Raw genomic sequence first — 26136 nt, 5'->3', positions numbered from 1 at the left:
GGCGGTCTGCAGTCGACCGCCGCACTCCGCACGGTCAGCTCAGCTCTGGGCGCCCCCGAGGTGGCGGGCGAAGAAGCGAGCAGCGTCCTCGCTCGCGGACGACGGGACGCCGGTGTGGCCCCCGGTGTTGGCGAGGAGCGTCTTCTCCGCCGATCCGAAGGCGTCGAAGAGCTCGAGCGCTGCCCCTCGGTCGTTCCCCTCGTCGTCCCACTGCAGCAGTACGTGCACCGGGATGGTGACCCGACGCGCCTCCTCCGTCGTGGTGCGGGGGATGGCACTGCCGGCGAAGAGTCCGGCCGCTGCGATCCGCGGCTCGACCACGGCCAGGCGGACGCCGATCGCGATCACCCCGCCCGAGAACCCGACCGGCCCGCCGACCTCGGGGAGGTCGAGCACCGCGTCGAGCGTCGTCTGCCACTCGGGCACGGCCTGCTCGACGAGCGGGAGCACCAACCGGTCGACCACGTCGGCACCGGGTTGCTCGCCGGCGGCGATCGCCGCGCGGAGATCGGCTCGCGCCTGGTCCGCACCGGGGAGCGGCGGCCGGTCGCCGGACCCGGGCAGCTCGATGGAGACCGCAGCGAAGCCCTGCGCGGCGGCGCTGCGCGCCCGTGCCGCGAGACGGGGGTACATCCGTCGCATGCCGATCCCGCCGGGTTGGCCCATCAGGACGACCGGGACCGGCGCTGACGGGGAGGCGTCCGGTGGCGTCCAGAGGATCCCGGTGACGTCACCGAGGGTGAACGCACGCTCGGTGACGCCCCCGTCGAGGTCCTGGGCCGGGTCGAAGTTCATGGTCGTGCCTTCCGTGGGGGCTGCGGCCCGGTGCGGACCACGCGGCGTGCGTCGCAGGAACGGCTGACGGGACGCCGTGGACGTGACGACGGACGGACGGGAGGCCCGTGACGGCGCCGCCACGGGCCTCCCGTCCGCCCTGTGGTCACCACGAGAGCACGTGACCGGTCCTGCGGATCGGTCCCGTCAACTCATCTCCGCCGGTTCGGCGACCGCGCTCGCTGCCGCGATCGCGGCGAGTGCGGCCTCGGGGTGGGAGACCATCGACACGTGCGAGGCTGCCACCTCGGTGATGGTCGCGCCGGCGCGCTCGGCCATCGAGCGGAGCACCGCGGGCGGGATGACGAGGTCCTCCGTCCCGATGACCGCCCACACCGGGCGGTCCCGCCACGACGGCGGTCCGGACGGTGCGGTGTTGGCGCTCAGCGTGATCGGTCGTTGCCGGGCCGCGACCAGCGCGCGGTCCTGCTCGGACAGGTCCTGCGCGAACGCGGTGTGCACGGTCTCGGGCTTGAGGTAGGCCTCGAGGTCCCCTTCCGGCGAGCCGGGGTAGCCGATCAGGTCGAGGACCGTCGTCGGGTCGGGGACGTCGAGTGCCGAACCGGACCCTCCGAGTAGCTGGAAGACGAACTCGCCCTCGTCGGGGATGAAGCCGTCGACATAGACGAGCGCTCGGACGTCGTTCGAGAACTCCGCGTTCGAGATCACGAAGCCGCCGTAGGAGTGCCCCACGACGACGACGGGACCCACCGTGCGCTGCGCGACGAACGACGCGATGGACGCGGCGTCACTCGCGACGCCGCGCAACGGGTTCGGCGGGACGAGGACGGTGTAGCCCTGTTCCTGCAGTGGCGTGGTGACGAGGTCCCAGCTGGATCCGTCGGCCCACGCTCCGTGGACCAGGACGATGGTCGGTTTCGACATGTGCGTTCTTCCTCACGTACCGCCCCGCGGGGCGTGCCGCAGCTCGGCGGCGTGACGTGTCCCGTCGGGTGAGAGGACACGGGAGCGACCGTCGGCGCGACGGTGCAGCGGCCGAGCGGTCCTGAGGGGGCATCGAACGCTCGGAGGCTACTCTTGCGAGCGGGTTCCCGCGACCCCCGCGGTGGCGCTCGACGGCGTGGAGGCGACGTGAAGCTCTTGCTGACATCCGGCGGTGTCACGAACCCCAGCATCCGGGCTGCGCTCGTGGACCTCCTCGGCCGGCCGATCGCCGACAGCCACGCGTTGGTCGTGCCGACCGCGCAGTGGGGGCACCCGATGTGCGGACCGGCCTCGGTCCGGAACGGGATCGAGGGCTTCGCCGGGCTGGGCTGGGCGTCGGTCGGTGTCCTCGAGCTCACCGCGCTCCCGACGATCGGCGTGGAGCGGTGGGGTGCCTGGGTCCGCGAGGCCGACGTCCTCCTGGTCGACGGCGGCGACGCGACGTACCTCGCCCACTGGATGCGCGCATCGGGGCTCGCCGACGTGCTGCCCTCGCTTCCGGACACCGTCTGGGTCGGGGTCAGCGCCGGGAGCATGGTCATGACGCCCCGCATCGGGAAGTCCTTCGTCGAGTGGCCGTCCGCGGTCGACGACCGCACCCTGGGGGTCGTCGACTTCTCGATCTTCCCGCACCTCGACGCCTTCCCGGAGAACTCCCTCGCCCATGCTGAGCGGTGGGCCGTGGACATCGGCGGACCGGCCTACGCCATCGACGAGCAGACCGCCATCACGGTCGTGGACGGCGCCGTCGAGGTCGTCTCCGAGGGCCGGTGGGTGCAGCTCGGGACCTGAGCGCGGTCCAGCGTAGAATCTCGTGTGATCTCCGAGCAGCCCGAACCCAGCGGCATCCCCTCCGCGGACCTCAGCGTCACGCTCCGGGTCCTCGAGCAGCTGGCCCAGATCGACGAGACCCACCCGGACTTCGTCCGCGTGCGCCACGCGACCGCGAAGATGTTCAAGGCCGTGAAGCGGGCGCACCGGCTCGAGAAGCGGGCGGTCATCGCCGACGCCGACCGCCGCGTCATCGCCGCCACCGCGACCGGTGCCGCCGACCGGATCGACGACGAGACCCGCGGCGTCCCGATCAGCAGCTCGACGCACGCCTCCACCGCAGGCACCCTCCTGAAGTCGCGCCCCTGCTACATGTGCAAGCAGCAGTACACGGTCGTCGACGCGTTCTACCACCAGCTCTGCCCGGCGTGCGCTGCGATGAGCCACGCCAAGCGCGACGCCCGTGCCGACCTGACGGGCAAGCGAGCGCTGCTCACCGGCGGACGCGCGAAGATCGGCATGTACATCGCGCTCCGCCTGCTGCGTGACGGCGCCCACACCACCATCACCACGCGGTTCCCCCGCGACGCGGTGCGCCGGTTCGCCGGCTTGCCCGACTCCGCCGACTGGATGTCGCGCCTGAAGGTCGTCGGCATCGACCTCCGCGACCCCGCCCAGGTCATCGGTCTCGCGGAGGACGTCGCCGCGGCCGGCCCCCTCGACATCCTCATCAACAACGCCACCCAGACCGTCCGCCGATCGACCGGCGCCTACCAGCCCCTCGTCGACGCCGAACTCGCGCCGCTGCCGGACGGGCCGCTGCCCGAGCTGGTGACCTTCGGACACACGAACGACCAGCACCCGCAGGCCCTCGCACGCTCGGTCACGGCGCACCCCATCCTCGCCGCCGCCGCGGCCCGGGCGGACGAGCTCACCGAACAGGCGATGGCTCCGGGATCGAGCTCGCTCGAACGGCTCGCCGCAGGCACCGCCATCGACGCCGGTGGACTCGTCCCCGACCTCCACGACGCGAACTCGTGGACGCAGCGCGTCGACGAGGTCGACCCGCTCGAGATGCTCGAGGTCCAGCTCGCGAACACGACGGCCCCGTTCATCCTCATCTCGAAGCTCCGCCCGGCGATGGCGGCGAGCGGGGCGCGTCGCACCTACATCGTCAACGTCAGCGCGATGGAAGGGGTGTTCGGCCGTGCCTACAAGGGGCCGGGGCACCCGCACACGAACATGGCGAAGGCCGCCGTGAACATGCTCACCCGCACGAGCGCGCAGGAGATGCTGGAGACCGACGGCATCCTGATGACGAGCGTCGACACCGGCTGGATCACGGACGAGCGGCCGCACCCGACGAAGGTCCGGCTCGCAGAGGAAGGGTTCCACGCGCCGCTCGACCTCGTCGACGGGGCGGCCCGCGTCTACGACCCGATCGTGCGGGGCGAGGCGGGAGAGGACGTGTTCGGCGTCTTCCTGAAGGACTACCGGCCGAGTTCGTGGTGATCGGGAGGCCCGTCGTCGCCGGGTGAGACCGCGATCATCGGGAACTCGCCGCACGGCGAGACGCGCCGCGTCCGGCACGAGTGGGACCCGCGCGAGCAGATCCACGTCCGGCCACACCATACTGACGTGGAGGAAACGAGGACCTTGCAATGGGATCGTCAGTGGAAGTGATCACCACCCCACTCGGCCCGGTGGAAGTGCACGTGCAGGGCACTGGCATCCCGGTCCTCATCGTCCACGGCAGCCCCGGTGGGGTCGACGCCGCCAGGATGATGGGCCGCTTCCTGCCCGCCGACGACTTCACCACCATCGCGCTGTCCCGTCCCGGCTACCTCCACACCCCTCTGCACGACACCGACACCTCCATCGACCACGAAGCAGACCTCCTCGCCGCCGTCCTCGACACCCTCGGTGTCGACCGGGCAGCCGTGTTCGCCTGGTCAGGAGGCGGCCCCTCCGCCTACCGCCTCGCCGTCCGCCACCCACACCGGGTGTCGTCCCTGATCCAGGTCGCCGCGGTCAGTTCCCGCTGGATCGCACCGAAGTACCCCGCCTCGGATGCGTTCCTGTTCGGGACCGCCCTCGGCAACTGGATCGTCCGCCTCCTCGCACGAATCGCTCCCGGGCAGCTCGTCAGCGGCGCCCTCGCCGGAGAAGGATCCCTCCGCGGCAAGGACTTGGAGACGCTCACTGCGGGCGTGATGGCGGACCCCGCGCAACGAGATGCCGTCCTCGACGTGGCAAAGACGATGAGTTGGAACGGGGCCCGCCGCACCGGCTGGGACAACGACGACGCCAACTACGGCGCGATCGACACCCTCGAACTCGACCGCATCCAGGCCCCCGTCCTTCTCATCCACGGCAGCGCCGACACCGACGCTCTCCCCGAGCACAGTCACAACGCCCACGAAGCACTCCCTCACAGCACCCTCGTGATGATGGACAACGGCACACACCTCGCCTTCTACGCCCACCCCGACGCCCCTGTGGTCCAACGACGAGCCAGGACCTGGATCGTCGACCACGCCTGACTCCTAGGCCGTGCTCAGCCGTGACGCGATCGCCGGCGCGGTACGAGCCCGTCAGTCGGTTGCTGTGGACACGAGGACCGCGTGTCGCTCGAGCAGCGCCGAACGGAGCACGGAACCGATGTCCCCGGCACTGCCGGTGGTGACCCAACGGCTTCCGGCGATGCTCGACACCGTGTGATCGTGCCCGTCCCGTCAGCCTGTCAGACGGTGGAGCCGCTGCTGGTGACGGTCGCGAAGCTGCCGTCCAACGCAGCCATGAACGCCGCGTGCACGCTCGCCCCGGGGACCACCGTGTCGCCGTACCGCAGGTCCGGTGCAGCGCACGCGTCGGCCACGACCGTGCACGTGTACCCGAGCTCGTGGGCCGCCCGGGTGGTCGAGTCGATGCACATGCTGCTCATCATCCCGACGAGCACCAGATCCGTGACGCCCGCGTCGTCGAGCACCCCCTGGAGGCCGGTGTCGATGAAGCTGTTCGGATGGTGCTTCTCGAGCACGGTCTCGCCGGCAGCGGGTTCGACGAGCGGGTGGAAGCCGATGCCCGGCGTCCCTGGGAGGAAGAACGTCGCGGCCGGGTCCGTGCTGACGTGGAAGACGTGCACGATGAGCTCGTCGGACGCGCGGAACGAGTCGAGGACCGTCCGTGCGGCAGCGGCTGCAGCGACGGGCTCGACCAGGGGGAACGCGCCGCCGGGGAAGTAGTCACGCTGGATGTCGACGAGGAGGAGAGCACGAGTCATCCCCCGAGTATCGCGGGCCGACGGGGACCGGCTCGCATCACCGTTCCGGTGCGACCTCCGCTGACCAGTGCGGGAACGCGTACCGACGCGCTGACACCACCGCGATGGCCGACGGGATCATGATCGCGAGGGCGACCCAGGGGAGTGCCTCGACGCCCGCGATCCCGATCAGGAGTCCACCGACGAGTCCGCCGAGTCCGATCATGAGGTTGACGAGGGTCACCATCACCGCGGCGATGGCGGTCGAGCCCGTCGCGCGGAACCCGGCGGTCAGGAACCACGTTGCGCCGCCTCCGAAGCCGAGGCCCCACAGGACCACCGCGACGTAGACGAAGACCGGACTGATCGGGGCGAGACCGAGCATCAGGAACGCGACCACGAGCAACACGATGCCCGTCACGGTCAGGTGCCGGTGCCGTCGATCGATCAACACTCCGGTGACCCAGATGCTCACCAGCGCGGCCAGACCGAAGACGAGGAGCACCAACTCCACCTGGCTCCCGATCCCAGCCCGGACCACCTGTGGGGCCACGTACGTGTACAGGATGTTGTGGGCGAGGAAGAAGCCGCTCATGACGGCGAGGATGGTGACGACCCCCTTCGTCCGGACGAGTCCCCGCTCGGCGCGGCGCACCTTCTCTCCTGCTGGCGTTCCGGACAGGTTGGGGAGCGCGATCACGACCCAGAGGATCGCGACGAGCCCAGCGAACCCGGACGCGGCGAACGTGAAGTTCCAGCTGAAGGTCGCTCCGAGGAGCGTCCCGAGCGGCAGGCCGACAGCAAGCGCGACCGGGGTACCGGCATTCGCGATGGACATCGCGCGCCCCTGCTTGTCCTCGGGAACGAGTCGGGCAGCGTAGGCCGCCAAGTTCGTCCAGATCAGCCCCGCACCGACACCCGCGACGAAGCGCGCCGCCATGATGATCGTGAAGTCCTCCGTGGACGCGATCACGAAGTTGGACAGGACGAATGCCGCAAGCGCACTGATGAGCAGCGTGCGGCGCCCCCAGCGGGCAAGGGCAGCACTCAGGGGGACGGCGGTGAGCGCGGTCGCCAACGCGTAGACGGTGATCAACTGACCGGCCGCTGCGTCCGAGATCCGGAGCGAGTGGGAGATCTGGGGGAGGAGACCGGCCGGGGTGGTCTCGTTGATGATGCTCAGGAAGCCGGCGAAGAAGAGGGCAAGGAGGCCTCCCCACGGCAGTGTGCGCGACGCTCGCGCGGTCGGGATCTGAGCGCTGTCTGTACTCACGGCCACCCTTTCTAGGTATGATTCAAGACGTACATGGGGAGTGAAGCACACGAGCAGGTACGACACAAGTCATACCTGACGTCGCCACTCGACCGGGCCGCGCAGCAGAGAGGATCCACCGTGACCGAGACCACGCTTCCGAAGCGGGAGGACCTCGAGTTGGGGAAGGTGCTGAGCGCCCTGGCCGACCCGAACCGCCGGCGAGTGGTCCTGGCGTTGCTGCAGGAGCCGGTGGGTACCGAACGCACCTGCGTGAGCTTCGAGCTCCCCGTCACGAAGGCGACGAGCACCTTCCACTTCCGGGTCCTCCGCGAAGCAGGGCTGACGTACGACCTCAGCTACGGGAACCGCAAGGGTGTCTCGCTCCGTCGCGACGACATCGATGCCCGCTTCCCCGGACTGCTTGCCGCCCTCGCGAGCGCACGCTGACCACCGGGCGGACGAGGGACACGATCGGCACGGAGACGAACGTTGCAGCATGGGAGCTTCGGGGGGTAAACAGCTGCGTTGGACCAGTCGGGCGAGGCTGATCCAGACGTATTCTGCTGGCACCGTCGCTCGCCTCGACGCCCCCTCGATCACCGGACCAGGCGATAGTCGAGGAGCGCTGACCCGTTTCCTCTTCCATCCCTCTCGTGCGTTCCGCTCGGGCTGCACCTTGTGCGACTCATCGCTAACGTGTTGAGCAACGAGTCGGAGGACTCGTCTTCCGTAGGAGGGGGAGCCATCATGCGACCGACCAAGCTCAATCAGACCGTTGTTCTCGTCTGCGCTGTCCTGTGCCTGGTGCTCGGGCTGCTCGTCGCGCCGCTCGCGACGGAGGGCGTCTCGAGCTGGGTGGCAGTCGTGGTCGGGCTACTGCTCGTCGGGCAATGGGCTCTCATGCGTCGCGCACAGCGCGCCGACCGCTAGCCGTATCGGGGCGTTTCAGAAGGCGATCCAGAACGGGCTCAACCAGCACCGTCCGTCGAGTTGGCCGGCTGTCTCCTCCGGGTGAAGCCGTTCGCGATGGCTCCCGAAGCGCAAATGACTGCGCCCAGCGCTCCGACCCAGAGTCCCCAGTCGTGGTCGAGGAACCAGACGAGGACGCCCGCACCGAACGCGATCAGGCCGAGGATCGCGAGGATTCAAGCGACGCAGACGCATGGTCTCAAGCTAGCGGTGATCCACATTGCTCGAGAGATCTCGTCAAGCGAGCCATGACCGATCATGAATCGGCTACCGGCGCTTGTCGAGGACCAGCGCCGCCGCGTCCGGTACCAACGGAAGCTCCGCAAGCGAATCCACGTCTACCCATCTCGGCTCGTACCGATTCGCCGGTGATTCGCGCTCGAGCTCCACGCCGCCGAGCATCAACGCCTCAGAATTCACCCTGACCTGGAAGTTGACCGCTGGGACGTCGCTGTCGACCGGGACGTCGAGCAAGTTGCCCACTGTGCCGTCGAGGCCGGTTTCCTCGAGGAGTTCCCGATGGCACGCCATTCGAAGGCTCTCGCCTTGCTCTACGCCTCCGCCGGGAAGCACGCAGTAGCTCCGCCCGTCCTTGAATCGACTGATCACGAGCAAGCTCCCGCCGCGAACAACGACGGCCGCCGATCTCACACGCATGGTGCTAGCTCACCATGAACCGGTGTGTAGCGTCTCGCGGCCCGCACGACGGATGTCTCACAAACTGTTCGTTCAACGCGAGCGCCGGATCGGAGTAGTGCGCCAGGGGCCCATCGGCGATTCTGCTGCCAGATGGCGCTCCGCTCTCGACGCCCGTGTCTGAGAGCGGAGCGGATCGGTCAGCGGCCGCGGTGGGTTGCGTTGGGTGTAGCGGTACGCCGTAGCAACACATGCCAGGGGCCTTCGGGCCGCTTCTACGCTGCGAGCATCTGGGCCAGAACCGCGTACAGCTCTTTGGGGTCCCGGGCGAGCAGCTGCTTGATCAACGCGGTCTGCTCGTCCACCACGACCTCGTACTCCTCGCGCTCCACCCCGTCCAGCGTCGCTCGCGCCACGTCCGCGGGGTCGGTCTTGGCCATCGGAACTCCCGCGGACATGTCCGTGTCGGCTACTCCGAGGTGCACGGACATCACCGCGGTACCTTGCCCGGCCAGCTCGTGACGCAACGCGTTTCCCATGTTCCACAGGGCGGCTTTCGACACCGCGTAGGCGGAGGCTCCGGGCATGGCCAGCCAGGAGGCGCCCGAGGCGATGTTCACGATGCTTCCACCACCGTTCGCGGACAGGATGGGTGCGAAGGCACGGATCACGGACAGGGTGCCCCAGACGTTCGTGTCCATGTCGGCGTGCGCCGCGTCCAGATCACCCAGCAGGGGCGCCGTGGTGGCGATCCCGGCGTTGTTGACCAAGAGGTCGACGTCGGTCGCGACCGCGGCGGCGGCGGTGACGGACGCCGGCGAGGTGATGTCGAGGGCGAGACGCTGGACGCCTTTGAGGTCGATCAGTTCAGGACGTCGGGCGGTCGCGTACACCTTCGCCCCGCGTTCGACCAGCTGGGCGGCGAGGTGGCGTCCGATACCGCGGTTCGCGCCGGTGACGAGGGCGGTGGCTCCAGAGATGTTCATACCGGTACGCTAGAACCTGACGTCGACGTGAGGATCAAGCCGAGGGGCCGAAGAAAAGATGCGAATCGGAGAACTCGCAGCACGGGCCGGCGTCAGCGTGCGGTCGCTTCGGTACTACGAGGAACAAGGTCTCCTTGAGTCCGAGCGGACCCCGGGCGGACACCGGGAGTACCGCGAGTCCGACGTGACGCGTGTGCGCTTCATGCAGATGCTCTACGCGGCGGGCATGCCCAGTCGCCGGATCGTCGAGCTCTTGCCCTTCCTCGACACCGGGGTCGCGACACCGACGATGCTCGACCACTTCGACGAGGAGAGCGATCGCATCCTGCACCAGATCGAGGCCCTCACCGCTACCCACGACCGCCTGGCGCGGCTCCGCGATGTCGCGTCGGAGTCCGTCGCGGGACGGCCACCAGACGAGTGTCGCTCGTCAGCGAACGCGGCCGCCGCGTGATGGCAAAGATCCTTCCTCGCCCATGAGCACCGCGCTGTAGCCCCAACTACACGGTCCTCGAGGCGCGGCGGTTCGCCCCGGTGGCCGATCCGCTATCGGGACCTCGACAGTGCTGCTCGCCAGGTCATGGCCGCGCGGAACGCGGCGACCGTTGCAAGCAGGAACATTCCAGCGGCAAGGAGACGAAAGTTACCCGCCACCGCCACAACCCCGAGCATGGCGAAGCTGACGAGCGCGAAGAGAGCAACAACGAGCTCGCCCTTCGAGCCTCCCCGCTCAATCTGACGATCGCCGTCCACATCGAAAAAGTAGCACTAGCGTCGGCCAAAGCGTCTCGGTGAGCGATCCCCTGTCGGTCGTCGTGGGAGTTGACGAGTTCCGACCCGACTCCGGGGAGTCTGGGGGACTACTCCGTATCTTCGGACCCGGATGGATGCTTCCGTCGTACCGTGAGCGTCATGAGTCGAGTCAGTGACGTTGTGGTGGACTGCGAGCATCCCGCTGTGATCGCACGGTTCTGGGCAGGCGTACTCGATGGCTACCAGGTCGCTCCGTACGATTACGTCGAGCTTGAGCGGTTGCGATCTCTCGGTATCGACAGTCCCGAGGATGATCCGACGGTGCTGGTCGAGGGGCCCGTCGGTTTGCCGCGGTACTTCTTCGTCCGCGTGCCCGAGCGGAAGGTCGTGAAGAACCGCGTGCACCTCGACATCCGTGCCGACGACCAGGACGCTGAGGTCCGTCGACTCATCGGACTCGGCGCGCACGTCCTCCACGACCGGTCAGACTGGACGACGATGGCGGACCCCGAGGGCAACGAATTCTGCGTACTCCGCTAGGAGGCCGACGACCTTGGCCTCGCGGGCAGGGAAGTGGGCTCCGTGCGGACGCCCGCCCGATCAGGCCAGGGTTCCACAACACCCTGATTCCGATGTCGAACCGTTCCGACTCCGTTATCGGCGTTGGAGGCGTGATGCACCAGGGTCGTAGCGCTCGAGAACAAGTCACCCCCGCGTCGGTCACCTGGCAGCACGCGCCCCTGGGCGGTTGTCGAACGGATCAGCGGTGCCCGCCGTGTGGGAGCGCCTGCAGGTGTCGGAGCTTCTCCGCGTTCCGGCCGATGTAGATGTTCTGAACCAGCCCGTCCGTGACGTCGAACTGAAAACGACGTCGTGATCGTGTCGCGTTCTGCGACAACGACGGCGTTGAGTCCGCGATGATCCCTACCATCCGAACGCTGCCGGAGCATCTGCGGCGATCCCCGACGTGGGATCAGGGCCCCGAGCTTGCCCGGCACAAGGACATCACCCTCGCAACGGACTCGGCGATCTACTTCTGCGACCCCCAAAAGCCCTGGCAGCGCGGCTCGAACGAGAACACCAACGGCCCACTCCCGCAGTACTTCCCGAAGTCCACCGCCTCGCCATCCACAGCCCGGAACGGCTCCTCGAAGTCGCCTCTGAACTCAACGGACGACCCCGCGAAACGCTCGGCTACCGCACCCCGGCAGAAGCATTCGAGCAGCTACTGTCGGACCCGAAACATCCACCCGTTGCGACCACCCGTTGAAACCGGTGGTGGCTCAACGAACGCGACCGGGCTCGCGCGGTTCTGCCCGGTAGGGGATCGGGGATCGGACGACTGCGCTGATCACGGCGCCTAGGCTCTGCCCGTGGAGCAAACGGAGACACCGGTCCTGGGCAGCCGCGTGACGTTGGCGTGGATCCTTGCCGACCCTCGCTCTTGTCCTCCTGGCCGCACAGATGCTCGCGTGCGTCCTTGCCTACGTCCACACCGCCCCGATTGATGGTGCGTACGACGTCGGCGCTGAGCGTGGCCGGGGCCTCCTCCACGCTCGTTCCGCCGACGTCACCGCAGCCGGGTTGAGTCTGGGCCTCACATGGATCGCCACCGTCCCCGTGGCGCTGGCAGCGACACTGCTGGCAGCATCAGCCATCGACCGGTTCCGTGCGGAGGGGAAAGTTCGCGTGTACGCGCAGTCGGTGACGCTGGTCGGGATCCTCGGGTGCATCGCCGGCGTCGTTCTCGCCGTGCTTGGCGTCCTCGAGCTCCTGCGGGTCTGATGGCTGACGTCTCCGGCACGAGCCGCCGTCGTTCGTTCCGGGGCGCAGCGTTGCCCGTTTGACGATCGGTAACCGAGACGGGGGCCTGAGCCCGGCAAGCCGTAGCGCTTCCGCCGGTCAGGAGAGGCGGACGAATGACCGCAGCGGTGTTGGATCCAGATCGTGGATCTCTCGGAAGGCACGAGATTCGTAGAACTGGCGCTGGCCGGGCTCGGCGTCGGTCATCAGAACGACCTGGCGGATCCCGGCGCACTGCTCGATCACCGCATCGAGGAGGGCACCTCCGACGCCGCTCCTCTGCGACTCGGGCATGACGAGGAGATCCTGGATGTAAGCGATCGACATCTGGTCCGAGATGACGCGAGCAAGGCCCAGCAGCGCTCCTCGGCCATCACGCGCGGTCAGTACCCAGGTCGAGTTGCGGACGGCGTCAACGAGTCGTTGCGGCTCGTCGGTGTACGCGGTCCAACCGACCGCGCTGTAAAGCTCGAGGAGCTCCTTCGGCGATGGCAGCTCTCCGAGATCGATCGACACGAGTCGATTCTCTCAGCAGGACCGCGCGTCCCGGGAGCCGATCGGCTACCGAACACGAGACTCGACCAGCAGAATCGAGTCATGGCTTCCCCTCCTGCCGATCTCGCTTGGATCGGATTCACCAAGGAACAACACGACATTCTCGAGACGCTGCACTTCATCGGCAACAACGGGTGGGATCGCAATGGGCAGAGCGACGAGATGATGCCGCGGCTGTTGGCACAGGCGGCCGCCGCAGACCTGTCGCTCGCACGCATCAAAGAGGCTATGGCCGCGGTGGGGCACTCTCGTAATGAGCTGCATCAGCTCGATCGATGGGAGTCCAAGCGAACCACCGGCAGGTTCGGGCGCTGATCGTCCCGCAGACCGATCCCCAAGCGAACATGCGAGGTGCCTCGGCAGGGAGGCTCAGCCTCCTGCGGTCATGAGTTGTTCGCCCGGGCTCGCTGTGGCGCACGTCGAGTTAGGCGACAGTACGCCGATCTCCAGGTGGATCACGGCGCGGTCGCTGCCCCAGGCCGCGAGCTGGAAGGTCATGCCCTCGTACGCGGTTGCGGAGGGGAAGTCGTTCACGTAGTCATTTGTCAGCGTCGGGTCTGGCGTCTCCGGCTCCGGGTAGACGACGGTCAACCCGTTGCTCGGATGGGCACGAAGCCAGTTCGCGGCCTCGACCATGCTCATCCCGGTCACGGTCCAGTACGCATCCGCCTCGGCCATCGGCTGGCACCACCAGCTCTGTGTCTGGCTGCCGATGGTCGTCCCCGTCGGAGGCGAGGGCACCGGTGCCGCGCCGGGTGGGAGGAGAGCCCCGGCTAGCCAGGCGCCTGCTTTCGCTTGGGCTGTCGCGTCTGCGGTGACGCCGGCCGTCGGAGACGGTACGGCCGGCGATTGGTCGATGGGAGCCGCGCTGCTCGAGTCTGAATCTGGCGACGTATAGCGGGGCGCGGGAAGCTTCGTGCCGGAGGTCGCCGCGCCTCCAGGCGCAGCGCACCCAGCGAGAGCCGCGGCAGCGACGGCTGTCAGGATCGCCACAGCGATCACTCGTGCCTTGACTTGACTTGGCTTGGCATTCTTTGCCCCCCAATGCGACCTTGAGCGATCGCCGTCGTCAGGGTATCCGACGCGTCGCTGCCACTGACAAGACGTTCTTGCATCGATCCGAAAGTGACCGCGTGGCATGACATCCATCGAAAGGGATGCCGGGGGATCGCCGAAGCGCACGCAGCCGGGGTTATAGCCGATCGACTATCAGGCGCTCCGCTTGCCATTTCGTCGGCGCCACTCGCCGGCAGCGTAGGCGAGCGTGTACAGCCCGACGATCGTGAGTGGCGAGATGGCCAGGAACACCAGCATGGAGTCGACGAGGAACAACAGCAGGGCAGCGAAACCGAGAAGAACGACGCCGACGAGCACCAGCGTCCACAACGGAACGCGTCGACCCAGCCACTCACGCTCCGTCATGAGGCTGAAGCTACCCGTGGCGCGACCCGATCGACGTGCCGATGAGCGATCGGCTATCGGGACGGTGTAGTTGATGTGAGCTTCCTTGCTCAAGGGGATGCTTTCTGCCAGCGTTGACTCAAGATGTCGCCAAAGAGATTTCGTTGTCCCTGCGGATGTGTTCAGAGTGCGGTTGTGTCCTCAGAAGTGCCCACAGGGATTCGGTTTCATTCGTGAAACACTCCTGCCGTTGTGATGGAGCAACTCAGGGGAGACATATGAGGAACATGAAGCGAGGGGCGCGTCGCTCCTTCACGATCGGGGCAGTGACAGCGCTCACCATCGTCGGCGCCGTCCTACCAACCGTCACCGCGAACGCGGCGTCGCTGGATGCGAACGCAACGGTCACAACCGCGGGAAGCGGATGCCCTTTGGGTACGTCGACGATCATTCCTGATGCTGCTGCGGTGGCCACGGGAGGTGCTCGTGCGTTGGTGCCGGCTGGGGTGCAGCAGCAGGATCCCGACGCCGTGAAGTCGCCGGTCCTTGCGAAGATCGCTGCCATGGATCCCACGTGGGTTCAGAAGGTTGACTGCACGATCACGGACATCAAGCACGGACCCTCACACTGGGTGGGCGCTGCTCCGACTGCGGGGAGGACCTCTGCCGCGTCCTCAGGTGGCACCTCCTACAACTGGGCCGGCTGGGAGTTGCCGTATCCGGAGAAGGGCAACAAGTTCCATGACGTGGGGATGGATTGGACTGTCGGTCCCTCCGGTGGGACGACCGAGTCCGACGTCGCGGAGTCGACGTGGCCTGGTATCGGTTCCGGGGGTGGTTCCTACGACACTCTCATTCAGGCTGGTGCGGATATTGAACGCGGCAAGGTCGCGTCCGGGATCGTGCCTTGGTATGAGCTGTTCCCGCAGGAGAACGAGGTTGTGATCAACAGCTTGCCGGTGACGTCCGCGGCAACGGAGTACCTGGTGAACGTCGAGTACGACTCGAGCAAGAACACTGCGTACTTCGTGGTGTGTGTCGGTTCGAAGTGCGCGAACCTCAGCCAGAAGCTTTCCGGTACCTCGATCGCGCAGCAGGCGGAGTTCATTCGGGAACGGAACACGCACCCGGGTCCGCTGTACTACCCGCTGGCGACGTCCGCGACGGAAACGTTCAAGAACACGGGCGGTTCGTCCACGGACGGGAAGTACTCGTACGGGTTCGTCCCTGGAGCATCAACGTCTCCGACGGCCGACATGTGGAAAATCACCATGGTCAGTTGCAAGAACAGAACGATGGTGACGCCAGGCAACCCGAACACCAGCGGCACGTTCAGTCTCACCGTGCAAGACTCCGGCGACCGAGAGCACTGCTAAACGGCGGAGGACGCGTCGGTCCGTGCTACTGCGCGCGGTCCGGCGCGTTTTCTGCATCCCCGGTGGGTTGGATGAGGATTGCGCCGGCACGGTTCTGGCCACCCTCGCACGCGGCCCGGCCCTTGTTGAGGTTTCGAACGTCGACGTCGACGTGCTGGGTGGACCAGGTCCCGGTCGCGTCGGTGAGGGTGACGGTCACGGAGACTGTGTCGTTGGTTGTTCCGCTGAGATCGAGTACGGCGCGGCGCTGACCCGCAACCGATGCGCAGTGATCGTTCCAGCATGCCTTTGCGGTGGTGTCGGGGTGCTTCGCGATGGCGGCTGCGCCGATCACCACGACGTGCGGTGGTGCGGAGTTTGAGGTGTTGCACCGGTCCGTGCTGGAGCATCCGGTCATACCCAGAGCGGTCACGAGCACCGTCAACGCGATCACCGTACGGCGTGCACCCCTCATGGCTCCACAGTACGGCTCCTGAACCGGCGCGGGCCATCGACGGCAGTTGCGCTCCCGGATTGCGTCGGCCGGTGGGGTGCTCATTCCCGCCCGAGGAGAGCACCCCTACCTGCACGTCGACGGGAAGAACAGGGCCCTTCGCCTCTACCGGACGCTGGGATTCACGGCTCGGACCGACCTCGTCATCGACGTCGTCCATCCTGGGTCGCCCGCGCGTGGCCGCAGTGACCTTCCGGCCGGTGGAGCTCGTTTCGTTGACCGGCACAGCCGTGCTCGTCGGATTCCAGTTCCGGATGCCAAGTTGACACGTCTACGGTCCATCTCCTCGCGCATCCACCGCAGTCGGACCTCCTCGGTGCCTTCGCTGAGTTCGAGCGCACTGTCATCCGCGAGCGCCAGCGCGAGGGCATCTTGATGGCCAAGGCCGCGGGCAAGTACAAGGGCCGCAACCGCAAGCTCACCGACGACCAGATCGCCGAAGCACGCCGCCTCATCAGCACCGGCGTCCCCAAGACCACCGTCGCCCGCAGGCTCGGCATCGACAGCACCACCCTTTGCCGGATGCTCGCGACACCCCTCTCCTCCGCCACCACAGACAGGGCTGCCAGCGACGTCGTCGCCGTGTAGCGTTTGGCGCCCCTTCACCGGGCATTTTCGCGGGACAGTCCTACGGGAATCCCCAGGTCAAGCAGGACACGGGCAAGTTGTCGTGGTTGTCGCCGCCAGCCGTGTATCGGTGGACGACCGGCTATCGGACCTCAGATCCGCAGGCCGAACGCGCTCTTGGCCTTCCGGAATGCAGCTCGCGAGGGAGCGTTCTTGCGCGGACCGGGGCGGTCAAGCTCCCGTTTAGCGGCCTTCTGGAGCTCAGTGCCTCCTCGCGCGATCTTACCCAGGACCGCGGCAGCAGCGTCGTTTGGCGTTGCCGCGATCCAACGCCGCAGGGCAGCCACAATCCGCGGCGCCAGCTTGACATCGAGCTGACTTATCGATGCAGCCGCGGCTCCCGGTCCAGCCGTTGCCCTTCTCGTCGGTCTCACCAATCTGCCCGCGCCTGTAGGCACGTTCTTCGTCACTCTGGGGCTTATCGTTCTTGTCGGCGCGGCCGGCATCGGAGTGACGAAGTCTCGGCGCCGCTGAGACCAGGGCAGAGAAGCGCGACGCAAGCGACTCGGTGACGTATTGCCGGCTCGCGGCGTGTGGCGGTCCTGATGCCCGCAACAGGATGGGCTACCGGGCGCCGCGGCCGGACGGCAGCGGGATCTAGAGTGCGAACTGTGCTCGATCCATACGATCCGTCGTGGCCCGACCAGTTCAGGGCTGCCGCTGAGGAGATCCAGACGCTGGGTAACAGCGCCTGGGTCGTCGAGCACATCGGGTCGACGTCGGTCCCTGGTCTGGCCGCGAAGCCAATCATCGATCTTGCAACCCGAGTCCGCGACGGCGCGGACTTCGATGCCCACCGCCCACGCTTGGAAGCGGGCGGATGGCAACTCGGAAGCGCCGTGCGTTCCCATCGCGTGATGGTCTTCGAGCGCGACGGGCGACGACTTCGCATCGCGCACTTCTTTAGGGCAGACGACTGGGACAACAACAACCAGCGCATCTTGCGGGATTGGCTCCTCAGCCACCCGAAGGACAAGTCGCTTTACGAGGCGGCGAAGGTTGCTGCCGTAGACGGAGCGCAGCAGCGCGGAGCGTCGTACAACGCAGCCAAGACGGCGGTCATCCAGTCAATCGTTGATCGCGCCCGAGCTGACCGAGGTCTTCCTTCCGTGCCGGTCTACGACAAGTAACAGTGGGTCTGGCGGGCGGCAGGACGTGCCCGTAAGCCGGTCCTCCCGCGACGACGCGGGTCCTCCCGCGACGCCGCAGATCCGACGCCACGACCTCAGGAGCCCCGGTGACACGTGCGAGCCCTCGGCGCGGTCCACGTCTCACAAAGGTGGTCCGCAGCGGATCTCGATGCGCGGACCACATACGAGGCATCGATCCAGGCCCCGAGCAGGGCGGCTCAGGTGGCAACGAGCAACATCATGTCGCCCCTCGACCCACCGATCAGTCCGTCGCCCCTCGCGGCGGATCGACGAGCAGCCCGACACGATCGGCCAGGTACGCCTCGAGCGGCACCGCAGTACTGGCCGCGGGCGACCACCGCACGAGCGGGATGTCGCCCTCGACGAAGAGCGCCCCGTCTGCCCCGACGAGCGACTCGTCGAGGGGGATCGGCGTCGCCCCGTGGTTGACGGTGTCGCCCGGCTCGAAGTGCCCCTTCGCCGCCGCGGCCCGGTACGCCCGACGCACCTCGGCCGACACGGAGACGAACTGGGAGCGCCCCGCCTCGGTCACGCGGGTGATGCGTCCGGTTGCCCACACCTGACCGCCGGTCTCGACGGTCGCCCCGATGAGCAGCGCCCCGACCCGCCACACCCGGCCGAGCGATCGGATCGTGGGCTCACGCCGGATCCCGAGCACGGCCTTCGGCTCGACGTACTCGCCGAGTGCCTCGTCGGCGACGTTGGCGGCGCGGAGCGTCCGTGCTGCGTCGTCGAGCAGCGACCTGGCCCGTTCCACCCCGTCCGTCACGTCAATCGAGCGTAGCCCGGTGTGCGCCGTGCGCCCCGCGGGCCCGTGTCCGGTCGCGACGCCGTCGCGTAGCGGACACCGCGCCGATCGTGATCATCACGGCGCCGTAGGCCAGCAGCACCCCTGCGATCGCGGGGACCAGCCACGTCCGTGACCCGTTCACCAGCTGGTTGACGAGTCCGATGTCGGGCAGGCTGTACCAGACCACGCCGCGGATCTGGGCCGCGGTCACGGGGGACGAGTCGGCGAGCGCGTTGTTGTCGCCCTTGAGCACGAAGGTCCGCGTGCCGTCGGACGACGACGCGACGGAGACCACGCGGTGGCTGATCACCGCGGGCTGTCCGGACTCGATCTGGTAGGTGACGACGTCGCCGATGCGGATGTCCTGCACGCGTGTGGGGCGGACGACGAGCAGGGTGCCCGGGGGGAGTGTCGGGTCCATCGACTGGGTGAGCACGGTGAGGGGTGTGGACCCGGTGGCCTTCGGCACGACGATGAGGACGACGGCGAGGCCGGCGACGATGACGAGCAGTCCGGTGCTCAGCCCGAGGGCGAGCGCGTGGACGACCGCGCGCCACCCCGTGCGGCCGGCCGCCCGGCCCGAGGAAGAACCCGAGGAAGAAGCGGAGGAACTCAAGCGCCGCATCGGACGGCCTTCCCGTTGTTCTGCGTGAAGAGGGTGATGGTGCCGGACGCGACGACGGTGCTCGTCGGGTTGCCGGCGCTGTCGAGGATCCGCACCGTGACGGTGACGGGACCGCTCGTGCCGGCGCTCGCGGGGATCTGGTCGGGTGCCAGCGTGATGCGACCGAAGTAGTCCTGCTCCTTCTGCCCCACCATGGTCAGACCGGAAGACCCGGACGACCCGGAAGACCCGGAAGACCCGGACGACCCAGCCGCCCCCACGAACGCCCCGTACCACGTGTCCTTCGGGCGCGACGACGTGGGCCACGCGACCTCGACGTACGTCCCGCTGTGGTCCGTGCACGTCAGCGCGGGCGAGGCGGCCGAGGTGTTCAGGTAGAAGCCGCCCTGCACGGCCCCGGACGACCAGGTCCCGGCCGTCACGGTCAGGGTGAGGTTCACGTTCGTGGTGGTGGACGCCGGCGCGGACGCGGTCGGCGTGCTCCTGGTGCACCACACGGCACTGGCCCCCGCGGCGAGCTTCGACGTCATGCTCGGCAGCGACGCCCAGGTGCCGGTGACGGACCCGGTGCCGACCGATGCGGCGTCGGTGCACACGGCGGCGGACGCGACCGGCCACGCGACGACGCTGATCGTCTGCGCGAGGGCGGCGGAGCTGCCCGACACGACGGACGCGGTGGTCGTCGTGGTCCCGGCGAGCGTGCCCGAGTTGGTGAGGGTGACCGGCTTCGTCATCGCGGTGACGGTGGAGGAGAACGTGGTCGTCATCGCGCTGGTGCCGGCGATCGCGGCACCGGTCTTGCCGATGGTCACGCTCGACGCCGTGGTCCCGCTGGCGGTCCAGAGCGCCCACGCCGCCGATGACCCGCCGGCGACGAACACCACGGTGAGGACGGCCGCCAGCAGCAGGCGGAGTCGGCGGCTCATGCGCTGACCTGCGTCCCGGTGACGGTGAGGGTGAAGTCGGTGACGGCCCCCGCCACGGTCTGCGGGGCGTCGGCGTCGAGGTCCGTCTCGACGCAGCCGACGGCACTCGCGCCGGCGGCCAGGGTGAACGAGCCGCTCCCGCTCCCGGTGTCGAACGTCGCGAGTCGGCCGGTGGCGCCGGTGAGACCGGCGCGGCAGTCCGCGACGCTCGCCACGACGGCGAGCCGGAGGGTGAGCTCGCCGAGCACGGTCGCGGTGGACGCGCTCGTGGCGTACGAGACCTTCGTCGAGGTCGTCGCGACGCGCATCGTCAACGGGATCTGCCCGGTGTTCTGCACCGTGAAGGTGCCGGTGACGCCGGCCCCCGGGCCGAGGACCGCCGTGTTCATCGCGGAGAGGGGCCCGGTGGTGACGGTCGCGGTGGCGGAGCGGACGGTCGACGCCGAGGTGCTCGCCGTCCCGTTCCACAGCGCGTAGGTGCCGCCGGTGCCGAGCATCGCCGTCACGACCGCGACGACCAGGGCGATGACGGTCGGCCAGATCCACCGGTGGCGACGCGGCGCCAGGTGGCGTCCCGTCGTCCTCGGTGTGCTGGTCATGTCCGTCCCCTGGTCGTCGTGGTGGTCGTGTGGTCGCCCCCGGTGGGGCGGCTCAGCTGTGTGGGTGCGTGGACCGGGCCTGGAGGCGCGCCGGTCGCGATCGGCGGATCAGGGACCCATCGAGACGGCGGCGTCCCGGGCCCGGGGTCGGGCCCGGCAGGTCAGGAACCGATGGCGGTCTGCGTCAGCGTGAAGGCGAGCGCGCCGACGTTGAGGGTGCCGCCCTGGCCGGTGGTCGCCGACGCGGGGAGCCCGATGGTGAAGACGACCTTGACGGTCGAGGTCGACGCCGACGGGGACACCACGAAGGTGTTCGATGCCCCGGAGGCGGTCGACTGCACGACGGACGCGCTCGAGGACGAGACGGCGAGCGTCTTCGTGGTGGCGGCGAGGAGCGCGGCGTCACCGGTGATGCTCTGGTTGGCGTAGGTGAGGTTCGCCTTGAGGTCCTGGCCGCTCGCACCGATCGTCAGCGTCTGCGTGAACTGGTAGGTGTTGCCCGGGACCATGAGGGCGCTCGCCGGGTTGATCGTGGCGGAGCGGCCGTTGGTGATGTCGGTCCAGGCGCCGTCGTTGTTGGCGCTGAGGGTGAGCGAGCCGGAGCTGACCGACGAGGCGGCGGTGCTGGCGCTGGCGTTCCAGAGGGCGAAGGTGCCCGCACCGCCGAGGAGGAGGGCGACACCGGCGGCGCCGGCGATGGCACCGGTCACGATCTTGTGCATGAGGAGTCCGTTTCTGCGCAGACGGGTGCGCTGGTGGCCACCGGCACGGATTCGGGTTCGACCGTGCCGACGGGACGTTGTCATCGACCCCGTGGTTGGAGGGGGTCGCGGCTGACCGACGCCGGAGAGTGGTCGCCGGGCTCCGCGACGTGACACGTCTCGGGCGGGCTGGACTCGCTCTGGTGTCGACGGTACTCGTCCCCCAAAGTGCGGACAAGTCGAAACATGCGTCTGCATGAACCCAGTCCGGGGGTCATTTCGGTCCCCGACAGTGCGGACACGGTTTGTACCCCGATCCGGAGCTGTCCGAGCGAGGAATGCGGACCGAACCCATACCGTTGCATCGACCGGAACGAGGAGGGCTTCATGGGCATCGTGCGGTGGTTGTTCGACGCGCAGCTCGTCATCGGCGACCAGACCGTGCTCTGGCGCGAGGTGATCGGGAACGTGTTCGGTCTGCTCAGCGCGCTCGGTGGGATGCGCCGCAAGGTGTGGGCCTGGCCGGTCGGCATCGTCGGCAACGCCCTGCTCTTCACCGTCTTCATGGGGGCGCTCTTCGACACCCCGAACCCGGTGAACCTGCTCGGCCAGGCCGGCCGTCAGGTGATGTTCGTCATCGTCAGCGTCTACGGCTGGTACCGGTGGACGCACCGACCCGACGAGGCGACGACCGTGATCGAGCCGCGCTGGGCCTCCTGGCGGACCCGCGGTCTGCTGGTCCTCGCCATGGTGGGCGGGACCGCGGTCCTGACCCCGGTCTTCCGCGCCCTCGGTTCGTACGAACCGGTGTGGAGCGACGCCTGGATCTTCGTCGGCTCGCTGCTCGCCACCTACGGCATGGCAAAGGGATGGGTGGAGTTCTGGCTCATCTGGGTGGCCGTCGACCTGGTCGGCGTGCCGCTGCTCTTCTCGGCCGGGTACTACGCCTCCGGTCTGATGTACGTGTTCTACGGCGCGTTCACCCTCGCCGGGTTCTTCGTCTGGGCGAAGCAGCGCACCAGGCCGTCGGCGGCTCCGATCACCGTCGGTTGATCCGCAGAACGCGACGGCCCCCGGTCGGGGAGCAGACAGGGGCCGCTCGGTCAGGTGGGATGGTCGGATGGATCACCACCACGACGCATCACTCGAGGACGAGCAGTCCACCGCCGAGCGAATCGTCCGCGGAGCCATCCGCGCCTACCGCCTGCACCCGTTCGACGCCGTCGACGCCGGGGTGGTGGCCGAGGTCGCGGGCGTTGGGGCCGACGTCGTCCAGCGCCTCTTCCCGACCTGGGACGCCCTGCTGCTCGTGACCTACGACCGGTGGACGCAGTTGCGCGGGACCCGCCGGAAGAACCCGCCGAGCTGCACGATCGAGTACGTCCGCACGACCCTGGCCGAGGACGTCGCCGATCCGGGGCTCGTCCGGGTGCTCGCCGGCGTGATCACCATCGCCGCGGCCGACACCGGGTTCGCCGAACTGTTCCGCAAGCGCTTCGAGGACTACGTCGAGCAGCTCGAGTCCGGGCTCCAGCGCGACGTCGACGCCGCCAACGAACAGCTCGCGATCCCGACCTACCAGGCGGCCACGCAGCTGCTCGCCGTGTACCAGGGGCTGCAGATCCAGATGCTCGTGCGGCCGCACCTCGACGTCCTCGTGGAGTTCGACCGCTCGGTGCGCACCCTCCGCCAGGGCTGGCGCGAGCGCGAGGTCCCGGCGTGGGACCTCGACGAGGTCGTGCTCACGAGCTAACGGGTCCGGCTCCTGCGCCACGACGCGATCTGCCGCAGCGTCACCTTCGAGCCGTACTGGGCGACCGAGTGCCGGAACAGGTACTCGGCGAACCACAGCAGCAGCGCGGCGACGACGAACACCTCGACGATGCAGACCACCGACTCGGTGACGCTGAGCGACCCGACGGCATTCCGCACCATCGCGGTGATCGGCGTGAAGGTCGGGAAGTACGTGAAGAACGCGGCGATCGGCGACGTCGGGGTGGTCATCACGAAGAACGCCGCGTAGATCGGGATGATCAACGAGAAGATCGCGGCGGACTGCAGCGCCGAGGCGTCCTTGATCGAGGGCACGGCGGCGCCGACGGCGACGAACAGCCCGGACGCGAGCAGCACCCCGCCGACGAGCAGCAGTGCCCCGACGACCATCCGCCAGGGGTCGACGACCAGGCCGCCCAACCGCGAGGCGACGAGGGGCAGCACCGCGACCAGGCCGACGAGGCCCGGAACGACGAAGATCCCGACCTGCACGAAGCCGACCAGCAGCATCGCGACGACCTTGCCGCGGATGAGGTCGCCCGCGGTCACGGTGGTGAGGATCATCTCGGAGATCCGGTTCTCCTTCTCCTCGACCACGACGGTCACCATGCGCGCCGCGAGCAGGATGACGAGCCCGAAGAACGCGGCGACGAAGAGGAACGGCGGCACGATCGACAGCCACCCGGGCGCGACCTGACCGTCGGCGTAGGTCGTGAGGTCGGTGGCCGGCGGGTTCCGCAGCAGCTGCACGGTCTCGGGGTCGTCGACCGTCGCCGTGATGCTCTGCTCGAGCACCCGTTCGGCCAACGACGAGTAGCCGCCGTTGCCGAAGAGCCCGCGGTCGGCGGCCTCGACCCGGATCGGCGTCGTCGAGGGAGACTCCGGGAACTCGATGAACGCGTCGAGGGTGCCGGCACGGACGGCTGCCCGGTCGGCCGCCGGGTCCGAGGACGGCGATCCGCCCCACTTGTGCGCGACGGTCTCCGACACGAGCCCGGAGTCGTCGACGTAGTGGAACGGGGTCCGCGCCGCCGAGGAGCTGGACACCACGGAGTCGGTGCCCGCGGCCTGGCCGACACCGACCAGCAGCGAGACGACCACGATGACGACGGGCAGCGCGAGCGTGCCGATCCAGAACGCGGGCTTCTTGACGGCACGGACGAACTCGAACCGGACGACGGTCCCGAGGCGGCTCACGCGGCGGCCCCGCTCGTCGTGCCCGCGGTGGGTGTCCCGCCCCAGGACGACTCACCCGCGAGCGCGTCGTGCCCGTAGACCTGCACGAAGATCTCGTCGAGGGGGATCCGTCGCATCTCGAACCCGGTGACGTGCACCCCGGCGGCGACGAGCGAGGCGAGGATGTCCGACCCGTCCAGCGCGGCGGCGGGCGTGGGGACGAGGTAGGCGACGTGCCCCTCGTGCCGGGCGAGCCGGTAGAGCGGTGACCGTGGCACGGTGCCGTCGAGCCCGACGCGGGCGACTGCGCCGCCGAAGGCGTCCTGCACGTCGGGGATGGTGCCGTACGCGGCCGCGGTGCCGTCCTTGAGCAGGAGGATCCGGTCGCAGAGCCGTTCGACCTCGTCCATGTGGTGGGTCACGAGGATGACGGTCGCGCCGTCCGCCTTCCGCTCGTCGACCAGGTCGAGCAGCAGCCGGCGGTTCACCGGGTCGAGGCCCTTCGTCGGTTCGTCGAGGATGAGCAGACGTGGACGGTCCATGATCGTGATCCCGAGCTGCACCTTCTGTTGCTGGCCACCGGAGAGCTTGTCGACGCGGAGCTTCGCCCGGTCGGCGAGCCCGACGCGGGCGAGGTAGTCCATGCTCCACGCCGTGGCCTCGGGTCCACGCAGACCCCGGAGCCGCCCGAAGTAGGACATCACGTCGATGACGGACTCCTTGCGGTACAGCCCGCGTTCCTCCGGCAGGTAGCCGATGCCGCCCGTGGCCGGGCGGTACGGGTGCCCGTCGATCGTGAGCGTGCCGGCCGTCGGCGTCGTGATGCCGAGCAGGGCACGGATCGTGGTGGTCTTGCCGGAGCCGTTGCTGCCGAGCAGGCCGAAGGTCTCGCCCGGCGCGATGTCGAAGGAGAGGCCGTCGACCACGTTCCGGTCGCCGTAGCGCATGACGAAGTCCTGCACGGTGATGCTCGCCCCGGCCATCCTCGCCCCTCTCGACGTGCCGACCCTACCGGGACCGCCTGACGGTGACGCGCCGGCGTCGGCGGGAGGAGGATGCACCGGACACGAGGAGCGGAGTCGCTGATGGGCAACACGGTGCTGTACATGTCGATGTCGCTCGACGGGTTCGTCGCCGGTCCGAACGTCTCCGACGAGAACGGGCTCGGCGACGGCGGGATGCGGCTGCACGAGTGGCTGTTCCCCACCGAGGGCGACGTGAACGAGCAGGTCGTCGCCGAGTTCCTGGCGACCGGAGCGGTCGTCGCGGGCCGCGGCACGTTCGAACCGGCCGGGGGCTGGGACGGCGACCACCACGCGGGCGTCCCGATCTGGGTGCTCAGCCGTCGACCACGGCCGGCCTGGACCGACCACTGGCCGGCGGTCCACTACACGGACGACGTCCGCGTCGCGTTCGACGCCGCACGGAGCGCCGCTGGGGACGGCGACGTCCTGGTGCACGGCGCGGCCACGGCGCAGCGCGCGATCGCCGCCGGGCTCCTCGACGAGGTGGAGATCCACCTCGTGCCGGTGCTGCTCGGCGAGGGGCTCCGGTTGTTCGAGCACCTCGGCAGCGTCGAGCGGCAGCTGGAGCGCGTGCGTGTCCTGCTCGGTGAGGGCGGTGTCACGCACCTCCGGTACCGGATCCGGTACGGCACCGGTGCGGTGGACGGAACCGGTGCGGTGGACGAGACCCCCTGACGGACTGGAGGCGCGGTGCCTGCCTGCAC

At 68.6% G+C, this 26136-nt stretch carries 32 protein-coding genes and 1 pseudogene; 16 read left to right on the top strand and 17 right to left on the bottom strand.

Translation table 11 applies throughout. The features are described from left to right. Window positions 1–39: 39 nt before the first annotated feature. Together DEJ28_RS13725 and DEJ28_RS13720 are read right to left on the bottom strand one after the other, a co-directional pair. A complete protein-coding gene (locus tag DEJ28_RS13725; RefSeq protein ID WP_111115223.1) occupies window positions 40–795 on the bottom strand; it encodes a dienelactone hydrolase family protein in 756 nt (251 codons plus the stop codon). Between the two features lie 186 nt (window positions 796–981). Then, complete coding sequence (locus DEJ28_RS13720) at window positions 982–1719, bottom strand: alpha/beta fold hydrolase (protein ID WP_111115085.1); 738 nt, start codon at window positions 1717–1719, stop codon at window positions 982–984. Window positions 1720–1926: 207 nt separating this feature from the next. Here DEJ28_RS13720 and DEJ28_RS13715 point away from each other — a divergent pair, with 207 nt between their 5' ends. From DEJ28_RS13715 to DEJ28_RS13705, 3 genes are all read left to right on the top strand, one after another. After that, on the top strand, window positions 1927–2571 hold the full coding sequence (locus DEJ28_RS13715) for a Type 1 glutamine amidotransferase-like domain-containing protein (RefSeq protein WP_111115086.1): 645 nt from the start codon (window positions 1927–1929) through the stop codon (window positions 2569–2571). A 24-nt stretch (window positions 2572–2595) separates the two neighbouring features. After that, a complete protein-coding gene (locus DEJ28_RS13710; RefSeq protein WP_111115087.1) occupies window positions 2596–4062 on the top strand; it encodes an SDR family NAD(P)-dependent oxidoreductase in 1467 nt (488 codons plus the stop codon). 167 nt (window positions 4063–4229) lie between these two features. Next, window positions 4230–5093 carry an alpha/beta fold hydrolase gene (locus DEJ28_RS13705; protein ID WP_220034610.1) on the top strand — a complete coding sequence of 288 codons (864 nt, stop codon included), beginning with the start codon at window positions 4230–4232 and terminating at the stop codon, window positions 5091–5093. Between the two features lie 200 nt (window positions 5094–5293). Here DEJ28_RS13705 and DEJ28_RS13700 read toward each other — a convergent pair whose 3' ends face one another. Continuing rightward, window positions 5294–5833 carry a cysteine hydrolase family protein gene (locus tag DEJ28_RS13700; protein ID WP_111115089.1) on the bottom strand — a complete coding sequence of 180 codons (540 nt, stop codon included), beginning with the start codon at window positions 5831–5833 and terminating at the stop codon, window positions 5294–5296. A 37-nt stretch (window positions 5834–5870) separates the two neighbouring features. Continuing rightward, window positions 5871–7085 carry an MFS transporter gene (locus tag DEJ28_RS13695; protein WP_181433664.1) on the bottom strand — a complete coding sequence of 405 codons (1215 nt, stop codon included), beginning with the start codon at window positions 7083–7085 and terminating at the stop codon, window positions 5871–5873. A 120-nt stretch (window positions 7086–7205) separates the two neighbouring features. Here DEJ28_RS13695 and DEJ28_RS13690 point away from each other — a divergent pair, with 120 nt between their 5' ends. Both DEJ28_RS13690 and DEJ28_RS13685 read left to right on the top strand, forming a co-directional pair. Continuing rightward, window positions 7206–7514 (top strand): ArsR/SmtB family transcription factor, encoded by a 309-nt coding sequence (locus DEJ28_RS13690; protein ID WP_258368003.1) that lies wholly within the window; start codon window positions 7206–7208, stop codon window positions 7512–7514. Between the two features lie 300 nt (window positions 7515–7814). Continuing rightward, window positions 7815–7997 carry a hypothetical protein gene (locus DEJ28_RS13685; RefSeq protein ID WP_111115091.1) on the top strand — a complete coding sequence of 61 codons (183 nt, stop codon included), beginning with the start codon at window positions 7815–7817 and terminating at the stop codon, window positions 7995–7997. Between the two features lie 306 nt (window positions 7998–8303). Here DEJ28_RS13685 and DEJ28_RS13680 read toward each other — a convergent pair whose 3' ends face one another. After that, window positions 8304–8687, bottom strand: coding sequence for an NUDIX domain-containing protein (locus DEJ28_RS13680; RefSeq protein WP_181433665.1), 384 nt, complete (start codon window positions 8685–8687; stop codon window positions 8304–8306). 260 nt (window positions 8688–8947) lie between these two features. Then, a complete protein-coding gene (locus DEJ28_RS13675) occupies window positions 8948–9658 on the bottom strand; it encodes an SDR family oxidoreductase (RefSeq protein WP_111115093.1) in 711 nt (236 codons plus the stop codon). A 58-nt stretch (window positions 9659–9716) separates the two neighbouring features. Between DEJ28_RS13675 and DEJ28_RS13670 the strand changes: the two genes are divergently transcribed. The 4 genes and pseudogenes from DEJ28_RS13670 (at window position 9717) to DEJ28_RS13655 (ending at window position 12196) form a co-directional block, all read left to right on the top strand. After that, entirely contained in the window at window positions 9717–10112 is a 396-nt protein-coding gene (locus tag DEJ28_RS13670; protein ID WP_111115094.1) for a MerR family transcriptional regulator, read from the top strand. Window positions 10113–10570: 458 nt separating this feature from the next. Then, window positions 10571–10951: a VOC family protein gene (locus tag DEJ28_RS13665; RefSeq protein WP_111115225.1), complete on the top strand. Its 381-nt coding sequence runs from the start codon at window positions 10571–10573 to the stop codon at window positions 10949–10951. Window positions 10952–11316: 365 nt separating this feature from the next. Continuing rightward, window positions 11317–11681: pseudogene (locus tag DEJ28_RS13660) on the top strand (IS30 family transposase); the annotation flags it as partial. 158 nt (window positions 11682–11839) lie between these two features. After that, window positions 11840–12196 (top strand): hypothetical protein, encoded by a 357-nt coding sequence (locus DEJ28_RS13655; RefSeq protein ID WP_111115096.1) that lies wholly within the window; start codon window positions 11840–11842, stop codon window positions 12194–12196. A 117-nt stretch (window positions 12197–12313) separates the two neighbouring features. Here DEJ28_RS13655 and DEJ28_RS13650 read toward each other — a convergent pair whose 3' ends face one another. After that, the gene (locus tag DEJ28_RS13650) at window positions 12314–12730 is read right to left on the bottom strand and encodes a GNAT family N-acetyltransferase (RefSeq protein WP_111115097.1); all 417 of its coding nucleotides are present in this window, start codon (window positions 12728–12730) and stop codon (window positions 12314–12316) included. An 81-nt stretch (window positions 12731–12811) separates the two neighbouring features. On the opposite strand from DEJ28_RS13650, the gene DEJ28_RS13645 reads away from it, so the two are divergent. After that, window positions 12812–13084, top strand: a complete 273-nt coding sequence (locus DEJ28_RS13645) for a hypothetical protein (protein ID WP_111115098.1) — start codon at window positions 12812–12814, stop codon at window positions 13082–13084. 54 nt (window positions 13085–13138) lie between these two features. On the opposite strand, the gene DEJ28_RS13640 is transcribed toward DEJ28_RS13645, so the two are convergent. Together DEJ28_RS13640 and DEJ28_RS13635 are read right to left on the bottom strand one after the other, a co-directional pair. Further along, on the bottom strand, window positions 13139–13411 hold the full coding sequence (locus DEJ28_RS13640; protein ID WP_146248821.1) for a hypothetical protein: 273 nt from the start codon (window positions 13409–13411) through the stop codon (window positions 13139–13141). A gap of 567 nt (window positions 13412–13978) precedes the next feature. Then, a complete protein-coding gene (locus DEJ28_RS13635; protein ID WP_111115100.1) occupies window positions 13979–14191 on the bottom strand; it encodes a hypothetical protein in 213 nt (70 codons plus the stop codon). A 305-nt stretch (window positions 14192–14496) separates the two neighbouring features. On the opposite strand from DEJ28_RS13635, the gene DEJ28_RS13630 reads away from it, so the two are divergent. Then, a complete protein-coding gene (locus tag DEJ28_RS13630; protein ID WP_146248822.1) occupies window positions 14497–15546 on the top strand; it encodes a hypothetical protein in 1050 nt (349 codons plus the stop codon). 25 nt (window positions 15547–15571) lie between these two features. Here DEJ28_RS13630 and DEJ28_RS13625 read toward each other — a convergent pair whose 3' ends face one another. Beyond that, window positions 15572–16000 (bottom strand): hypothetical protein, encoded by a 429-nt coding sequence (locus DEJ28_RS13625; protein WP_146248823.1) that lies wholly within the window; start codon window positions 15998–16000, stop codon window positions 15572–15574. A 414-nt stretch (window positions 16001–16414) separates the two neighbouring features. Here DEJ28_RS13625 and DEJ28_RS13620 point away from each other — a divergent pair, with 414 nt between their 5' ends. Further along, window positions 16415–16627, top strand: a complete 213-nt coding sequence (locus DEJ28_RS13620; protein ID WP_349774930.1) for a helix-turn-helix domain-containing protein — start codon at window positions 16415–16417, stop codon at window positions 16625–16627. Between the two features lie 650 nt (window positions 16628–17277). Next, window positions 17278–17796 (top strand): GrpB family protein, encoded by a 519-nt coding sequence (locus tag DEJ28_RS13615; protein ID WP_181433666.1) that lies wholly within the window; start codon window positions 17278–17280, stop codon window positions 17794–17796. 262 nt (window positions 17797–18058) lie between these two features. On the opposite strand, the gene DEJ28_RS13610 is transcribed toward DEJ28_RS13615, so the two are convergent. The 5 genes from DEJ28_RS13610 to DEJ28_RS13590 all read right to left on the bottom strand — a co-directional run bounded on the left by DEJ28_RS13610 (window position 18059) and on the right by DEJ28_RS13590 (window position 21479). Then, the gene (locus DEJ28_RS13610) at window positions 18059–18586 is read right to left on the bottom strand and encodes a hypothetical protein (protein ID WP_111115106.1); all 528 of its coding nucleotides are present in this window, start codon (window positions 18584–18586) and stop codon (window positions 18059–18061) included. Between the two features lies 1 nt (window position 18587). Beyond that, window positions 18588–19232 (bottom strand): signal peptidase I, encoded by a 645-nt coding sequence (locus DEJ28_RS13605; RefSeq protein ID WP_111115107.1) that lies wholly within the window; start codon window positions 19230–19232, stop codon window positions 18588–18590. Further along, a complete protein-coding gene (locus DEJ28_RS13600; RefSeq protein ID WP_111115108.1) occupies window positions 19220–20158 on the bottom strand; it encodes a hypothetical protein in 939 nt (312 codons plus the stop codon). The genes DEJ28_RS13605 and DEJ28_RS13600 overlap by 13 nt, the downstream gene beginning before the upstream one ends. Then, window positions 20155–20757, bottom strand: a complete 603-nt coding sequence (locus DEJ28_RS13595; protein WP_111115109.1) for a TasA family protein — start codon at window positions 20755–20757, stop codon at window positions 20155–20157. Before DEJ28_RS13595 ends, DEJ28_RS13600 begins: the two co-directional genes overlap by 4 nt. A 161-nt stretch (window positions 20758–20918) precedes the next feature. After that, entirely contained in the window at window positions 20919–21479 is a 561-nt protein-coding gene (locus DEJ28_RS13590) for an alternate-type signal peptide domain-containing protein (RefSeq protein WP_111115110.1), read from the bottom strand. 366 nt (window positions 21480–21845) lie between these two features. Here DEJ28_RS13590 and pnuC point away from each other — a divergent pair, with 366 nt between their 5' ends. Together pnuC and DEJ28_RS13580 are read left to right on the top strand one after the other, a co-directional pair. Beyond that, window positions 21846–22511, top strand: a complete 666-nt coding sequence (pnuC, locus tag DEJ28_RS13585; RefSeq protein WP_111115111.1) for a nicotinamide riboside transporter PnuC — start codon at window positions 21846–21848, stop codon at window positions 22509–22511. 67 nt (window positions 22512–22578) lie between these two features. Continuing rightward, a complete protein-coding gene (locus tag DEJ28_RS13580; RefSeq protein ID WP_111115112.1) occupies window positions 22579–23211 on the top strand; it encodes a TetR/AcrR family transcriptional regulator in 633 nt (210 codons plus the stop codon). On the opposite strand, the gene DEJ28_RS13575 is transcribed toward DEJ28_RS13580, so the two are convergent. Then, a complete protein-coding gene (locus tag DEJ28_RS13575) occupies window positions 23208–24428 on the bottom strand; it encodes an ABC transporter permease (RefSeq protein ID WP_181433667.1) in 1221 nt (406 codons plus the stop codon). The two genes, DEJ28_RS13580 and DEJ28_RS13575, sit on opposite strands and share 4 nt — an antisense overlap. Further along, complete coding sequence (locus DEJ28_RS13570; protein WP_111115114.1) at window positions 24425–25390, bottom strand: ABC transporter ATP-binding protein; 966 nt, start codon at window positions 25388–25390, stop codon at window positions 24425–24427. The genes DEJ28_RS13575 and DEJ28_RS13570 overlap by 4 nt, the downstream gene beginning before the upstream one ends. A 102-nt stretch (window positions 25391–25492) precedes the next feature. Here DEJ28_RS13570 and DEJ28_RS13565 point away from each other — a divergent pair, with 102 nt between their 5' ends. Beyond that, the gene (locus DEJ28_RS13565) at window positions 25493–26107 is read left to right on the top strand and encodes a dihydrofolate reductase family protein (RefSeq protein ID WP_111115115.1); all 615 of its coding nucleotides are present in this window, start codon (window positions 25493–25495) and stop codon (window positions 26105–26107) included. Window positions 26108–26136 lie beyond the last annotated feature (29 nt).

It is taken from the genome of Curtobacterium sp. MCPF17_002, from assembly GCF_003234115.2.
In the GTDB taxonomy this organism is placed as follows: Bacteria; Actinomycetota; Actinomycetes; order Actinomycetales; family Microbacteriaceae; genus Curtobacterium.
The sequence above is the reverse complement of the archived record's forward strand: the minus strand, read 5'-3'. Positions and strand labels throughout refer to the sequence as shown.

Excerpts from the sequence above, each read along its gene's own strand:
- DEJ28_RS13725 (WP_111115223.1), bottom strand. The coding sequence starts at position 795 with ATGAACTTCGACCCGGCCCAGGACCTCGACGGGGGCGTCACCGAGCGT.
- DEJ28_RS13720 (WP_111115085.1), bottom strand. The coding sequence starts at position 1,719 with ATGTCGAAACCGACCATCGTCCTGGTCCACGGAGCGTGGGCCGACGGA.
- DEJ28_RS13700 (WP_111115089.1), bottom strand. The coding sequence starts at position 5,833 with ATGACTCGTGCTCTCCTCCTCGTCGACATCCAGCGTGACTACTTCCCC.
- DEJ28_RS13685 (WP_111115091.1), top strand. The coding sequence starts at position 7,815 with ATGCGACCGACCAAGCTCAATCAGACCGTTGTTCTCGTCTGCGCTGTC.
- DEJ28_RS13675 (WP_111115093.1), bottom strand. The coding sequence starts at position 9,658 with ATGAACATCTCTGGAGCCACCGCCCTCGTCACCGGCGCGAACCGCGGT.
- DEJ28_RS13670 (WP_111115094.1), top strand. The coding sequence starts at position 9,717 with ATGCGAATCGGAGAACTCGCAGCACGGGCCGGCGTCAGCGTGCGGTCG.
- DEJ28_RS13665 (WP_111115225.1), top strand. The coding sequence starts at position 10,571 with ATGAGTCGAGTCAGTGACGTTGTGGTGGACTGCGAGCATCCCGCTGTG.
- DEJ28_RS13645 (WP_111115098.1), top strand. The coding sequence starts at position 12,812 with ATGGCTTCCCCTCCTGCCGATCTCGCTTGGATCGGATTCACCAAGGAA.
- DEJ28_RS13640 (WP_146248821.1), bottom strand. The coding sequence starts at position 13,411 with ATGAGCATGGTCGAGGCCGCGAACTGGCTTCGTGCCCATCCGAGCAAC.
- DEJ28_RS13635 (WP_111115100.1), bottom strand. The coding sequence starts at position 14,191 with ATGACGGAGCGTGAGTGGCTGGGTCGACGCGTTCCGTTGTGGACGCTG.
- DEJ28_RS13625 (WP_146248823.1), bottom strand. The coding sequence starts at position 16,000 with ATGAGGGGTGCACGCCGTACGGTGATCGCGTTGACGGTGCTCGTGACC.
- DEJ28_RS13620 (WP_349774930.1), top strand. The coding sequence starts at position 16,415 with ATGGCCAAGGCCGCGGGCAAGTACAAGGGCCGCAACCGCAAGCTCACC.
- DEJ28_RS13605 (WP_111115107.1), bottom strand. The coding sequence starts at position 19,232 with ATGCGGCGCTTGAGTTCCTCCGCTTCTTCCTCGGGTTCTTCCTCGGGC.
- DEJ28_RS13600 (WP_111115108.1), bottom strand. The coding sequence starts at position 20,158 with ATGAGCCGCCGACTCCGCCTGCTGCTGGCGGCCGTCCTCACCGTGGTG.
- DEJ28_RS13595 (WP_111115109.1), bottom strand. The coding sequence starts at position 20,757 with ATGACCAGCACACCGAGGACGACGGGACGCCACCTGGCGCCGCGTCGC.
- DEJ28_RS13590 (WP_111115110.1), bottom strand. The coding sequence starts at position 21,479 with ATGCACAAGATCGTGACCGGTGCCATCGCCGGCGCCGCCGGTGTCGCC.
- pnuC (WP_111115111.1), top strand. The coding sequence starts at position 21,846 with ATGGGCATCGTGCGGTGGTTGTTCGACGCGCAGCTCGTCATCGGCGAC.
- DEJ28_RS13580 (WP_111115112.1), top strand. The coding sequence starts at position 22,579 with ATGGATCACCACCACGACGCATCACTCGAGGACGAGCAGTCCACCGCC.
- DEJ28_RS13570 (WP_111115114.1), bottom strand. The coding sequence starts at position 25,390 with ATGGCCGGGGCGAGCATCACCGTGCAGGACTTCGTCATGCGCTACGGC.
- DEJ28_RS13565 (WP_111115115.1), top strand. The coding sequence starts at position 25,493 with ATGGGCAACACGGTGCTGTACATGTCGATGTCGCTCGACGGGTTCGTC.